The following is a 14,211-nucleotide window of genomic DNA, read 5'->3' as shown; positions in this document are numbered from 1 at the left end:
CAATCATCACGTCAATTCATCCAAGAGCTTTCGCAGCAATCGAAAGTCCGCATCGCCGTGAACTTTCTGCGTCATATTGCGCAGAAAATACGCAGGATGATAGGTCACCAACAGGCTCATGCCTTCCCACGGAATCACCCTTCCCCTCAAATCCTTCATCGGTTCGTCAGTGCCAAGGAGCTCATTCGCAGCATGCTTACCTAAACACACCACTATGTCGGGACTTATTAAAGACAATTGTGTTCTCAAATAGGGCCGGCAGGTGGCCTTTTCAGACGGAAGCGGGTCTCGATTCCCCGGCGGACGACATTTGAGAGTATTGCAAATGTAAACATCCTTGCGATTGATACCTACTTCAGACAACATCGCATTCAGCAGCTGTCCGGCCCGTCCGACGAATGGGCTGCCCGACAGATCTTCGTCGTGTCCCGGTGCTTCACCAACGAACACAATTCGAGCATTCGGGTTTCCATCCCCAAAGACAAACTTCGTTCTCGTTTTACCCAACTCGCACTTTGTGCATGAGCAGATTTGTGCTTCAAACTCAGCAAGGCTGGACGGCAGCGGGGTTATCGAATCCCTTAAGACCAGCAATTCTCTCGTTTTCGCAATACGTGCCACCTGGTGTCCAGCGGGAAGATATAAGTCGTCTTCAAAGAGCGAAAGGTTCTCAAGGTAGCCGATTACTGAGTGGTTACTCATGCAACCGGTTCTGTTGCTTCGGTCTTCTTTGCAGACTTCTTGGAAGCTTTCTTCGAAGCCTTCTGACCTCCGTCCGTGCTTGCCGCAGTCTTCGCGGCTTTCTTCCTTACAGATTTCTTCTCTGCCACAGGCTTCTCCGTGCTTGCTGCTTCGGGAAGTCTTGCTTCAACCGACTGCGATGATTTTGGTCTTCCCTTTGATTTCGCGTTTGGCTTCACGTCACCGCTGGCAGGCTGATTGGCCGCGACTGCTGCAGTAGTCGGTGGCGGAGCAGGCACACCCGCAGGTATCTGAGGCAGACCTGATTGCTGAGCTGCCAGCGCGGCAAGCCGCTCCCTGCGTTCCCGCGCTCTCCGTCCGCCGCGTCGTGATTTCTTTTTGCTCTGAGCTGATTGCTGCTGCGCGGCAGGTTGAGCCAGAGATTGCTGCGGCTTCGAGACCTCCGGCTGCACTGTTCGCGGCTCGGCCTCTTCCTTTCGAACCTGAGTCACTTCCGCAGTTTTTGGTGCCTGTCCGTTCTGGTCTATGATCTTGGGTCTGTCGCCCTTCTTGTGCTTGCCCCTTTTGGTCTTGCGATCCTGTCTCTTAGGAAGCTGCGGCTCCTCCAAGTCGAGACCATCCAGCTTAATTAATCCAAGATCTGTATCGTCCAGGACTTCATCGGGATCGACATCGACTTCCAAATCCAATTCAGGTTCTACCTCAAGTTCGGGAAGCGGATTTCGATAAAGCTCCATAACCGCATTCAAGATTTCCCTTGCCACTTCCCGTTTTGACTGAAGCGGCAAGTCTTGAACGCTACCGTTGCGGTGGATAATGAAAACTTGATTTGTTTCCACTTGAAACCCGCTGCCTTGTGCGAGCGGATTGTTTGCCACAACGATGTCCAGGTGCTTTTCGCGAAGCTTTCGGAGCGCATTATCAAGCACATTCTCGGTTTCCAATGCAAATCCGACGATGACACGGTTTCCTTTGTTCTGAGAAATGCCTTTCAAAATGTCCTCGGTCGGCACGAGATTAATCTCAGGATCTGGATCGCCCTTCTTTATTTTGTTCTTGGCAGTCTGATCAAATGTATAGTCGCTGACGGCCGCAGACATTAAAAGAATGTTGCAGTATGGAAACTCGCGCTTAACGGCTTCGGCCATTTGGCGCGCTGTTGTTATCCTCGTCAGACGAACTCCGCTCGGCGGGATAACTTCGCTCGGTCCGGAAATCAATGACACATCGGCGCCTCGTTCACGCGCCTCTTCTGCGAGCGCAAAACCCATTCGGCCGGAGGCGCGATTCGTCAGAACGCGCACAGGATCCCAACTCTCTTCGGTTCGACCGCCAGTTACGAGGACTTTAACACCGCGCAAGTCTTGCGGCGCGCTAAGCAGATGCCTGACTTCCGCATAAATTGTCTCGGGCTCGGCGAGTCTGCCTATGCCTTGCTCCTCGCCTGGCCTTGCCATATCTCCGGATTCAGGAGGAATAATTCTGAATCCACGCTTGCGAATTGTGTTCAAATTGTCCTGCACAGCAGGGTTCGCCCACATTCGCGGATTCATGGACGGGCAGATCACACGGCGACGTTCATAAGCAAGCAGAATGGTTGTCAACAAGTCGTCCCCAAGTCCGCATGCTATTCGGCCAATATTATCGGCAGTTGCAGGTGCAACCAGAATTACTTCAGCCCACGAAGAGAGTTCGGTATGCCAAGGCGACTCCTTGCCATGCTCAGGAAACATCTCGACGTAGACTTGCCGACCAGTTACCGTCTCGAAAGTGAGCGGCGATACAAACTTCGTAGCAGCGGTCGTCATTACAACCTGTACTTTGGCACCGGCCTGAATGAACAGACGGGCTACTTCCACCGCTTTGTATGCCGCGATACCTCCCGTAACTCCCAACAGTATTCGCCGCCCCCCAAGTTCACCTGCCTGTCGCGTTTCGCGATCCGGGCGGCGGCTACTCTTCATAGCGCTTCTCGATCTTACCGTCGACCATTTCGTTTATCGCGAGGACAACGGGCTTGGTAAACTGAATCTTTTCGCGTTCAATCTCTTCAATTTCCACGGTATCGTCACCGCTTTCGGCGCGAGCGCGGGCAGCGGCTTGTTCCAGAACCTCCGTCTGCCCCAGATGTCTGTCAATTCGTCGCTTCTGCAATTCGCCAATCTGTCGAGCCCGACGCGCGATTACGAGCACTGCTTCGTAAACGTTTTCTGCCTTGCCAACAAATGATTCTGGATGCGTGTCACGTGTGTAAGCCATGTTTCTCTCTTTTTGATAATCCCTGCGAAGATCCCCCATTGAGTCTTCGCGAATACTTGATCTGTCAGGCAAGCGGCCATTTGCTCTCAACGCAGCGCAATACGTCCGCGACGGCCTGCTCAATTTCGTTATTTACAATAATGCAGTCGAATTTATCCATATACGCCATCTCCATTTCGACACGTTCGAGCCGCTTGTGGATAACTTCAGGACTGTCTGTTCCCCGTTTAGAAAGCCGTTGCTTCAGCACTTCCATTGATGGAGGTTTGATGAAGATTGTCAAAGCATCAGGATAGTGACGTTTGATGTTCGATGCGCCTTTGACATCAAGATCTAACACCATTGTGTTCTTGTTTCGAAGCGCTTCATCCACGATTGCTTTCAATGTCCCGTACATGTTTCCGTGGACTTCTTCGTATTCCAGAAAGGCGCCGGCATCTACACGTTGCATGAACTCCGGTCGAGTGAGGAAGAAGTAGTCCTGCCCATGAACCTCACCAGGACGCGGCGGCCGAGTCGTCGCGCTGCATGAGAATTTCCACTCCGGATTTCTCACTCTGACGGCTCTAATGACTGTCGTCTTTCCAGCGCCGGCAGGCGCCGCAAATACGATCAACCGGCCTGTATCACTCAAGATTCTGCACCTGCTCGCGCAGTCTCTCTATTTCCTCCCGTATACTAACCGTCAAATGCGATATCTCCAGACTGGATGTTTTTGATGAAATAGTATTCGCTTCCCTGTTCATCTCCTGCAGGAGGAAACCCAGCTTCTTGCCGACAGGACCATCCGGTTTGTCGAGCGATTTGCGAAACGCCCCGACATGTCCGTCAAGGCGCACACATTCTTCTGTGATGTCAAGTCGATCCGCAATCAACGCGAGCTCCATCTCCAAGCGGTTGCTGTCGTAGCTTTCGGACGGAACCAACCGCTGTATTCTATCTCTTAGCTTCTCCAGCGCACGAGTTGGAAGGCCCTCCTGCGCTTTCCGAACTTCCTCCAAGGCACCTGTGATAACGTCAAGCCGCTCCATCATATCGCGAGTGAGGACTTGTCCTTCTTCCAGCCGCATTTGACGAAGGTTCTCAATTGCCCTTTCCGTCGCGGCCGCTGCAAGCCGGAGGGTTCGTTCTGCAACTTCGGGCGGGTCAACAGGAGTTATCACTTCCGGGAACTGAAGCAGATGCTCAAGGTGAATTGACTCAGTTATGCGCAAGTCAGTGCAAAGATCCTGTAATTGCCCTGCGACTCTTCGCGCCGCGTCAAAATCTATGCGCGCAACCATCGCTCCGGTGGCACGCACTTCATTCAACGTCAGAGTTATCTTGCCCCGCTCGACTCCCTTTCGACAAAGCTCCCGCAACTCCGACTCAAAATTGGATATGGTGCGGGGAGCCCTTAGCCCAAAATCGAAATATCGATTATTAAGTGTGCGAAGCTCTGCGCTAACCGTTGTTCCGTCTTCCGTGGCCTCGCCTCGCCCAAAGCCGGTCATTGAATAAATCATATCAACTTTGCGAGATGAGTACGGGTAAACAAGTTAGAATTCGACTCCGAGTGACGCACGGTGGGTTAATCCTAAGTCTTCATGATCCTCGAGCGCAGCGTGCACAGCCAGACTTCCAAACTGGAGTCCGGCTCCGGCGGTGAATCGTTCACCTTTCACACCTGCGCGTATCGCCACAGCCTTGGAAATCAGATACTCAAGTCCAAGTCGCGGCTCAATAGAAACTGGTCCTGCGGCGATTAGTTCTGCCTCACCGCGTGTTTCAAATCGCACTTCTGCATCACCGACAACGGTAATATCCGCATTCATGGCCTGCAAAGGCGCAGACCAGCTTCCGCCGACTCCAACATTCGGAAGTATTGACTCAGTTCTCCCCGTCGACCAAGTAATCGTGCTAGTTGTTAAATCCTTCACGATTGCACCAAACTCCGCATGGGATCCGATTCTTCGTTGCACTGCCAGATCAAATCCCAACCCCAGCGCAGTTTCGGAGGCCAAGGATTTTGTGAGCAATTTTGCGGAAGCGCCGCAATTCCAACCATTTCCGAGTTCCCTTCCTCCAGAGGCAAGCACAGCGAATTCGTGGTCTCCAGTTTCACCACTTACCTCGACACGATTGTCGTCAGAAAGAGGACGGGATGGATCGCTAAGTTTGGTCAACGGAATGTCGCCAACGCGTGCATATAGAACAGAAATTGCGCCGGATACTCCGCTTCTCATGGGAGTCGCATATGAAGCGAAGTCATATGTAAACAGATTGTCAAACTGGGAGGCATGCATGAATTCTGCCGATCGCTTCTCAAGTGTCGCCAACGCGGCTGGGTTATAATAACCAGCCGTAGACATTAGCGGCGATGCAATTGATGCTCCCCCCATTGCCAACGCACGCGCGCCTGCCCCCAACGACATGAACTCTCCGGCATACCGACCGATAACCCATTGTGCATGAGCATTTTGGCCGACGCAGAGAATGAGAAGTGTTATGGTGCTGCACCAAGTTAAGCGCATACTCCGCTCCATCTTACTAATCGCAAAAACTACAGTGCCCCGCTTGGATTTTCAGACGGGGGATTTGAAAAGCAGAGATCAATTTTTGAGCGCAAACGGCGCGAGCGGTCTCCTACCATACTCCTATATTCTGTAAAAATAAGGATAAACTGATGCAGAGTCAAGACTTCTGGCGTGAGTTTGCACTCCGACGCTCATCAACTAACTTCTTAATTTCATATAATTTAGATAGAGCGTCACGCGGAGTTAAGTCGTCCAAATTGAGGTTTTGGAGGGCATCGGCTACCACCTGAGTATCAGATTCAAATAGAGTTAGCTGGATTTTGGACGCTGATTTGGGGGGCGGCTCGTTCGGTATTTTGTGCGAATCTTCCCAAATTGGTAGTAATTCACGGGCTCTTGCAACGACTTCATGCGGGAGCCCAGCCAGCCGCGCTACCTCCACCCCATAAGACCGGTCAGTTTCACCATGAGAAATTCTGTGAAGGAAAACAACGCGGTCACCCCACTCCTCAACATCGACTCTTGCGTTAAATATCCGCGGAAATCGCTCGGCCATTTTGTTTAGTTCATGATAGTGTGTGGCAAAGAGAGTCTTGCCCGCCACGTCATCGCGTTCATGAAGATACTCCGTAATTGCCCAGGCAAGTGAAAGACCGTCGAAGGTGGAAGTACCTCGTCCGACCTCATCAAGAATGATAAGGGATCTTGGAGTCGCACTTCGTAAGATGTTTGCGACTTCCGACATCTCAACCAGGAATGTTGACTCACCTCCTGCCAAATTGTCACCAGCTCCGATTCGCGTGAATATTCTGTCAACGATGCCAACCTCGGCAAAGTCCGCAGGTACGAATGAGCCAATTTGGGCAAGAAGAACTATGAGCGCTGCTTGCCGCAGGTAGGTGGACTTCCCAGACATATTTGGTCCGGTTAAGATCATGATCTGTCGGCCGGACGCATCCAAATCAAGATCGTTGGCAATGAATCCGTTGGCACCAGACACCAGCCTCTCAACGACAGGATGCCGACCATTCACTATCGAGAGCTTGGTTCCCTCGTTTACAACCGGTCTAACATATCTGTGGTCGCGCGCAACCACCGCAAAGCTGACAAAAACGTCAAGTTCCGCGAGTGACCTTGCAATTCGAGTCAGAATTGGTCCGTGGCTAATCAACTCCGTCCGCAGTTTCTCCCAGATCTCCTGTTCAAGCCGCTCTAGTCTCTCATCGGCGTGCAGAATCTTCTCTTCCCAAATCTTTAAGTCTTGGGTCACAAATCGTTCTGCACCAGTAAGAGTCTGTTTCCTTATGTAATCAGCCGGAATCCGCTCTTTGTGCGCGTTTGTAACCTCAATGTAATAACCGAATACCCGGTTGTAGCCAATCTTGAGAGACTGTATTCCCGTGCGATTACGCTCCTGGATTTGATGTTCCTGCATCCATGTCCGCGCACGTGTCCCAATTGACCGGAGTTCGTCCAATTCTTCCGAATAACCCGTTCGAACTGACTTACCTTCTCCTATCATTGCCGGGGGATCGTCAGCAATGATGGAAGCGATCAGACCTGAAATCTCCTTGGGTTCGTCGAGATCCGCCGCTATCCGTATGAGCGGAGACTGCGGCAAGTTGAACAGCGTACGTTGAATGCCGGGAAGCATTTCCAACGTTGCTCTGATTGCCAGTGCGTCCCGTGGCGATGCACGCCGAGTTGTCAAACGAGACATGACCCGCTGCAAGTCAGCAGTCTCACGGAGCTTCTCGGACAGCGTTGAAAGTACTTGAGGTTCTGAGACCAACGCTTCAACGGTATCCAAACGCTCTGTTATCGCTTTCAAATCTGTCAAGGGTGCCAGAAGCCATCTTCGCAGAAGCCGTCCGCCTGCAGCCGTTCTCGTTTTGTCAATTGCATGCAGCAGCGTCGCTTCCTTCTTCCCGCTTTGAGAATCAACAAGTTCCAGATTTCTTCTTGTCGAAGGATCCAAGACCAATTCCCGTCCGCTGGAAAAGACCCGTAAGTCTGGCAGCAGTTCTTGCGGATCCTTTTGCTGCATGCGAAGATAATGGATCAATGCTCCGGCTGATCTCATTGCAGGCAGCATATCCGAAAGGCCATAACCTTTTAAGTTCGCAACATTCAAATGGCTTTTCAGCGCTCTATCGGCTCCGTCGGCCGCGAATTGCCACTGCGGGACGGTAGTCACTGCACAGCCATGCAGCGAGGTAATCGCTGCCCGCACTCTCTCAACATCCTCAACGCTTGCAACTACTTCCGCCGGTTCCAACGACACCAAACGGGCCGGCAATTCACTCGCAGGCAAGACTCCTGTAAAAAACTCCTGCGCGGTGATATCCGCATATGCCAGACCACAAACATCGTCTTCGAATGTAACGGCCGCCAAGTAGTTATTCTTTTGATCCTCAAGCTGTGTCTCTGAAAACGTCGTACCTGCGCTGACGACTTCCGTCACCCCTCGCTTGACAATTCCTTTTGCAAGCTTGGGATCCTCAAGTTGATCGCAGACCGCAACTCGGTAACCCGCACGCGTCATCTTGCTTAAGTAGCTTTCGAGCTGATGATGTGGAAATCCGGCTAAAGGTACGTCCCCTTCACGCCCGTGGTTTCGACGAGTGAGGGTCAGGCCAAGCACATTGGCCGCCGTCACCGCATCTTCATAGAACAGCTCATAGAAGTCCCCCATGCGATAGAACAGGATCACATCCGGATACTGGGATTTGATCTCTGCATATTGTTTGAGCATAGGTGTGGACATATTTCTGTCAGTCAGAATGAAGCGCCGTCCTCACGGACGGCGCAAGTCATGTCAAGATTCATTCCCGCGCAGGACAATTAAGGTACTGTAACCAGAACCGCCGGCACGTCGAATTTCGCCTTAATTTTGTCACCAACAGCGCGCGCCTGCTCTTTGGATTCAAACGTGCCGACTCGGACCTGCATCAAATTGTCTCGCGGGACAAGGAATACGTCAAATCCTTCAGATCGCAACTTGGCCGCAATCTTGTGAGCGTTGTCATGCAAAGCAAAAGCTCCAACTTGAACGTACCAGCCCAGAGGATTTTTTCGAACAACGTCATGCGGCTGTTTCGGCTCTTCAAGCGGCCTTACGCTCTCAGGTTCGGCGGCACTGGCCTGCAAAGAGCTCAAACTTGAATTCATGATACCGGTGTCCGTCCTTGCTTCCACTGCCTTGCTGTAGTCCAGTGTGATACTCTCGGCTCTTTCCTTGCCGTCTGTGTGCGACTCTGAATTCGCCGGCGTCGTGTCCAACCGCTTTGCTTGGTCCGAACTATCGCTGACGGTCAACTCAGAGGCAGTCTCATCATTCGGCAATGCGTCACGAGTCACCGAAGCAATCAACGGTCTTTCCATTTCATACGTGCTTTGCTCATCCGACGTCCACTGACCAGGCTCGGCTACCGGAGTCGACTCCAGTACAAGTGATGATATGTCAATCCCCATCGAAGCAGCCTGAAGCAGGCGTTCCTGAGCGAATTCGTCACAGTCTGTGCCCGGAAAACGAGCAGAGATTTCGCGATAGAGAAAACACGCTTCGATTGCGTTGGGTTCACGAAGGGCGTCAAGCAGCAGGTGATATCGCTCCGGTGCCTCGGATTCCTCCAGTATTCGCTGTGCTTCAAGGAAGCGGCCTTCCCTCAGCAGATCGACCGGTGACTTCCTTACCGTCTGTCCCACACTCAGGGAGGCAATTAAGAGCACAAAGATAATCCTATACATTATAAGTATCCACCTTACTGCACTTTGGACACATCCACAATGGCTCGCGGGAAATATTCCCGCAGCTTGAGCAGGAATACTCGTAGTTTTCCTTCATGACACGGGAAAGCACGTCACGTGACATCTGCAACACTCCGTCAACATCATGGACGTCATGATACATTCGAATGAGTCTTCTTCGCAGCCACAAACTCTCCGGATTCAATTCCAGACCATTACGCAAGATGGTAATAGCGCCCCCTGCATCACCTTTCTTTCGCATGAATCTCGAAAGTGCCGCATATGCATGAACATTCTGCGGGTAATTCTGGATAACACTCCTGTAAATCTGCTCAATTTCGGAAAACCGCCCGAGGTCAAACAATTGTGACTCAAGCCTCTCAAAAGCAACATAGCTCTGGGCAGGATTCACATCAATAAGTCGCCGCCAAATCTTGACCGCGTCTTCAATTCTGTTTTCCCTGACATAGGAATCTCCCCAATATAGGTAGGGAGCGACAAGTGCGGCGTCGTGCTTAATGGCCTGTCTGAACTGGATACGCCCATCTCGCTCTTTCCCGCTCTGGCACAACCGCACTCCCTCGAGCGTCTTCAGAACTGCAAGTCTGCGGCTTGTACCTGGCTGGGCATGGCCATTCAGTTTCTCTGCGGATTCGTATGCAGCCTGCCATTGACCCTGTGCAGCCAAAAGTTCACTCTTCTGCTGGAGCGCCCACGCATCCTTTTTGGAAATGCCCAGCATTTGGTTAACGCTCTCCAGCGCACGATTGTTATCGCCACTTTTCACGTAATCTTCTGTGAGAGAACGGTAAATGTCGAGCTTCTGTTTGTCGACCAAGTCACCGCGCAAAGTCAGTGCACGGTGAATCTTTATGGCGCGGGAAATGTCGCCGGCCTGCGCGTAGAGCTGACCAAGACGCAAGTACGCGTCGATGTTATTGGTATCGGCAGTAACCGTGTCGCGGAGTTTCTGAATCGCGCGCGGATTGTCACCATCGAGGATTGCTCGCAGGCCTTCGGCGTACGAGGTGGTAGGAGAAGAACTACGTCTTACTTTCCAGTCCTTGAAATAGGACGCGGCGCCAATTCCACCGGCAATGATGACCAGCAGGAACAGGAACTCAAAGAATGTCATGGATGGGGCACTCCGCTTTCAGTTCCTTCCTCTTCAATCATGAAATTCCGTAGTCTTTCCAACTCACTTTGAAGGGCTTGATTCCGCCGCTTTTGTGCCGAAATTTCACTTCTTAACCGCAATTGATTGATAACAGCAACCAGCAGGCTCACAATGTATCCCACAAGCGCGGCGAGAAACAACATAAAAGAGAGAGGCAGCTGCGGTGATTGCCAAGTAATTATCTGAATTTGCACTTTTGGTTCAGAATTCTGCGAAAGGAATCCGACCAGAAAGAATATCACAATTAGAAATAGCAGCCAGCGTATAATCCACATGGATTTGCTCCGATTATGGATGAAAATTAGGGGAGTCTAGAAGCATGAAATGTAAATCCGGAAAGCGAATCAAGGCGGACTCTGACCAAGTCTCCGACCTGCTCTTCCTGCTTCGGGAAGACCACGGGCCGAAAGTCCGGAGTTCTGCCGGACCACATTGACTTGTCTTTCGGTGCAGGTCCTTCTATGAGTACTTCAGTTGTTGTTCCCAACTGCAGCTCGTTACGCTCCCGGGCGATTTTCTGCTGCAGTTCAATCAGACGTTCGAGACGCGATACCTTGACTGCATCCGGCACATCATCCGCAATTCTCGACGCCTTGGTCAACGGGCGTTCTGAATACTTGAACATGAACGCTGTGTCGTACCGCACTTCATTCATCAAGCTATAGGTCTCCTCAAACTCTGCATCAGTTTCAGAAGGGAAACCAACTATGACATCTGTAGAGAGCGCAATGCCGGGAACAAGCCGCCGCGCACGCGTGACTATTCCGAGGTAATGTTCCCTTGTGTATGGCCTGTTCATTTCCCGCAGTATTCTGTTGCTGCCGGCCTGTACGGGAAGGTGCAGATAAGGGCATATCTTGGAATGCCCGCCCATCGTTTCCAGTAACTTGTCGGAGATGTCACTTGGGTGAGAAGTCATATAACGAACCCGCGAAATGCCATCAAGATCCGCAACGGCCGCCAAACAGTCCGCAAAGTCGTGACCTTCCCACCGGTATGAGTCGACATTCTGACCAAGCAGCATGACATCTCGGACACCTTTCGAAGAAAGATGCTCGACCTCGCGCAGAATGCTCGGCAACGGACGGCTGCGCTCCCGTCCTCTGGTTCTGGGCACAACACAGAAGCTGCAGAACTTGTCACATCCGCGTATAATTGTCACAAAAGCGGTAACACCACCGTGATGACGGGGCAGGATATCATCGTAAAGTTCTTCACGAAGAAGGGTAGTTTCCAGCAGTCCCGGACTACCCGGCGGCGAAATGAACCGTTCTTCAAGTAATATTGGTAGACGTCGGTACGAGTCCGGCCCCACCACAATGTCGACGTACGGGTGAGACTCAAGTATCTCTCTTCGCTTAGCTTGCGCAACGCATCCCAGAATTCCGATAACTCTTGACGGATTACCTTTCTTGAGTGCAGAGAGATTTGCAAGCTGACCAAGCGCTCGTACCTCTGCTGTTTCGCGGATCATGCAGGTATTAATTAGAACTACATCCGCTTCTTCTGCTGAACCGCAGAAACGATAGCCGGAATCTGCCAGCATGCTCTCAATAGTTTGAGAGTCGGAGACATTCATCTGACAACCGTATGTCTGTATGTACACACGCGGACCGGTTCCATCGGAATGCGGGAACGGTTTGCGTGCGGACTCGCTTAGTCCATGCTGAAGTGTGACGAGTTCGTGCAATTTTAGAGGTGGATTGGTATTTGTTCGGTAAGAGAGATTTCGAATTCGCTGACTTTGGCCTTCAAAGCGAGTAGTTTAACCCCTCGGTTCTCAGCGGCACGAAGTGCCTTGCCATACACCGGATCAATCCCGTCGGCAGGTGAAAAAGATTCGGCTAAATGATGCTGCACCACGTAGACCATGTACGCCTTCACGCCCCTGGATACGGCCCCCATGAGTTCATGAAGATGTTTTGTGCCCCTTTCAGTGATGCTGTCAGGGAATAATGCAACACTGTTTTCTACAAGGGTTACATTCTTGACTTCCAGCAGTGCTTCGTCATTCCCAAGACCGAAATCAATACGGGATCCGCTTTGCAATCGAACTTCACGGCGATAGGTTTCGAATTCTGCCAGTTCGGGTATGCTCCGCTTATCCAGGCACTCTGCAACAAGAGCATTGGGAAGATGTGTGTTTATTCCGACCCATTTCCCCTGAATTTCAACTAATTCCCAGGTGTAAGGAATCTTGCGCGACGGGGAGTTGGAATAACTCACCATGACAGGCGCATTTGTTACACATAACCCTTTCATGCTGCCGGTATTGGGAGTCACGGCCGTGATCTCCCGCCCGTCGTCCATCAAAATGTCTGCGAGAAACCGCTTATACCTGCGCAGCAATCTTCCGCGTTGCAGAGGCTGTGGCAGTTTCACGAGACTTCAATCGGCTCCAACATCACCTGCAGGCTGGCAGTCAAAGTACTCCGCGACAGACTTACCTGTGTCTGCGATCGCATATCCTTAATCGATATTTCACCACGTGAACGTTCCTCAGGCCCGCAAATCACCACAAGTGGAATCCGCTGCTGATCCGCATAGGAAAACTGCCTCTTTAGTCGGTCACTGTCATACCATATCTCAACTCGAAGCCCAGCGCGTCTCAATTCCGCGGCCACTTCCAGGTTGTGCGAAACACCTTCATCGTCAAAGCGCGCAATTAGTACCTGAGTTTCTGATGGTACTTGGACAAACTGATTAAGTTGTGTGAGTGCAGTTTGAATCCTGTCCAATCCTATTGTTGTGCCCGTCGCAGAAACATTCTGTTTAGAAAAAGTTGCCACCAATCCGTCATACCGGCCTCCGCCAGTCAGCGATCCAAGATGCGGCAATTCAGGCAATGTGGTTTCAAATATGGGACCGGTGTAGTAATCCAGACCTCGTGCCAAAGTCGGGTCAAAATGCAATCTCTCCTTTGGCACACCAAGACTGCAAGCAGAAAAATAGACTTCCTCAATCTCTGATAACCCTTGACTTGCCATATTGCTCTTTGCCACGCGGCTGCGCACCTCTAGTAAGTCCGGAGACTCGCCACTCACTTTGATCAAGTCTGTGATCAGGCTTCGCGCGGCGTCTGCAGGTATACTGTTTTTGCGAAACTCTTCTTCGACCCCGTCCCAGCCGATTTTGTCGAGTTTGTCGAGACATCGGCAGAAATCGTAGAAATGTGTGCTGTCACCTGTAACAATTTCTGACAAGCCGGCCAAGAATTTCCTTGATGAAAGTCGAATCTTGAACCCGCGCAATCCAATTGCCGAAAGAATTTCATTTGTTAGCGCGAGAATTTCCGCATCAGCAAGTGGTGAGTTTGTCCCCAGAATGTCGGCATCACATTGTACGAACTCGCGGTATCTTCCTTGTCTCGGTTGTGGTCTGTCTGCGCGCCATACCGGCTGAATTTGATAGCGTTTGAATGGTCTAGGCAATTCCGCATACTGGGCGATCACGCGCGCCAATGGTACCGTCAGGTCGTATCGCAGGGCAATGGCACTTTCGGCAGACTCGTCGGTTTCACCCCGGGCTCGCTTGATTTCATAAATCAGCTTGTCGTTTTCTTCGGACTTGCCGGTCAAAATATCCAAATACTCGATGGCTGGTGTCTCCAACGGCTGAAATCCGTACCGCTGATATGCCTCCTCGATAACTCGCAGGATCTTACGCCGTGGAATCAGTTCTGATGGCAGAAAGTCCCTTGTTCCTCGGAAAGTGCGTGGTTCGATTCGTTTCAAAACTTAAATTATTGTTTATTATACGCAAAAAGCTCCGAGTCCGGAGCTTTTTCGCAAAGTCAAATTATGCTTG

13 protein-coding genes are annotated in these 14,211 nt (G+C 51.3%); all 13 read right to left on the bottom strand.

All coding sequences use genetic code 11. The features are described from left to right. Positions 1-6: 6 nt before the first annotated feature. The gene (locus tag HUU59_04100) at positions 7-702 is read right to left on the bottom strand and encodes a uracil-DNA glycosylase (protein ID NUO18609.1); all 696 of its coding nucleotides are present in this window, start codon (positions 700-702) and stop codon (positions 7-9) included. Continuing rightward, positions 699-2,666 carry a bifunctional phosphopantothenoylcysteine decarboxylase/phosphopantothenate--cysteine ligase CoaBC gene (gene coaBC, locus HUU59_04095; GenBank protein NUO18608.1) on the bottom strand — a complete coding sequence of 656 codons (1,968 nt, stop codon included), beginning with the start codon at positions 2,664-2,666 and terminating at the stop codon, positions 699-701. Before coaBC ends, HUU59_04100 begins: the two co-directional genes overlap by 4 nt. Further along, positions 2,656-2,961, bottom strand: a complete 306-nt coding sequence (locus HUU59_04090) for a DNA-directed RNA polymerase subunit omega (protein NUO18607.1) — start codon at positions 2,959-2,961, stop codon at positions 2,656-2,658. Before HUU59_04090 ends, coaBC begins: the two co-directional genes overlap by 11 nt. Before the next feature lie 64 nt (positions 2,962-3,025). Beyond that, positions 3,026-3,595: a guanylate kinase gene (gene gmk / locus HUU59_04085; protein ID NUO18606.1), complete on the bottom strand. Its 570-nt coding sequence runs from the start codon at positions 3,593-3,595 to the stop codon at positions 3,026-3,028. After that, positions 3,588-4,466, bottom strand: a complete 879-nt coding sequence (locus tag HUU59_04080) for a YicC family protein (protein NUO18605.1) — start codon at positions 4,464-4,466, stop codon at positions 3,588-3,590. Before HUU59_04080 ends, gmk begins: the two co-directional genes overlap by 8 nt. A gap of 33 nt (positions 4,467-4,499) precedes the next feature. Further along, positions 4,500-5,474 (bottom strand): hypothetical protein, encoded by a 975-nt coding sequence (locus tag HUU59_04075; GenBank protein ID NUO18604.1) that lies wholly within the window; start codon positions 5,472-5,474, stop codon positions 4,500-4,502. 160 nt (positions 5,475-5,634) lie between these two features. Continuing rightward, positions 5,635-8,244, bottom strand: a complete 2,610-nt coding sequence (gene mutS, locus HUU59_04070) for a DNA mismatch repair protein MutS (GenBank protein ID NUO18603.1) — start codon at positions 8,242-8,244, stop codon at positions 5,635-5,637. Between the two features lie 77 nt (positions 8,245-8,321). Next, positions 8,322-9,227, bottom strand: a complete 906-nt coding sequence (locus HUU59_04065; protein ID NUO18602.1) for an SPOR domain-containing protein — start codon at positions 9,225-9,227, stop codon at positions 8,322-8,324. Continuing rightward, a complete protein-coding gene (locus HUU59_04060; protein ID NUO18601.1) occupies positions 9,220-10,362 on the bottom strand; it encodes a hypothetical protein in 1,143 nt (380 codons plus the stop codon). Before HUU59_04060 ends, HUU59_04065 begins: the two co-directional genes overlap by 8 nt. Beyond that, positions 10,359-10,679, bottom strand: coding sequence for a LapA family protein (locus HUU59_04055; GenBank protein ID NUO18600.1), 321 nt, complete (start codon positions 10,677-10,679; stop codon positions 10,359-10,361). The genes HUU59_04060 and HUU59_04055 overlap by 4 nt, the downstream gene beginning before the upstream one ends. A gap of 26 nt (positions 10,680-10,705) precedes the next feature. Then, a complete protein-coding gene (miaB, locus tag HUU59_04050) occupies positions 10,706-12,094 on the bottom strand; it encodes a tRNA (N6-isopentenyl adenosine(37)-C2)-methylthiotransferase MiaB (GenBank protein ID NUO18599.1) in 1,389 nt (462 codons plus the stop codon). Positions 12,095-12,096: 2 nt separating this feature from the next. Then, complete coding sequence (gene sfsA / locus HUU59_04045; protein NUO18598.1) at positions 12,097-12,786, bottom strand: DNA/RNA nuclease SfsA; 690 nt, start codon at positions 12,784-12,786, stop codon at positions 12,097-12,099. Then, positions 12,783-14,138 (bottom strand): histidine--tRNA ligase, encoded by a 1,356-nt coding sequence (hisS, locus tag HUU59_04040; GenBank protein NUO18597.1) that lies wholly within the window; start codon positions 14,136-14,138, stop codon positions 12,783-12,785. The genes sfsA and hisS overlap by 4 nt, the downstream gene beginning before the upstream one ends. Positions 14,139-14,211 lie beyond the last annotated feature (73 nt).

The sequence above is a fragment of the bacterium genome, assembly GCA_013360195.1.
In the GTDB taxonomy this organism is placed as follows: domain Bacteria; phylum Electryoneota; class RPQS01; order RPQS01; family RPQS01; genus JABWCQ01.
Note: the sequence above shows the minus strand (reverse complement) of the source record. Positions and strands in the feature narration are given on the sequence as shown.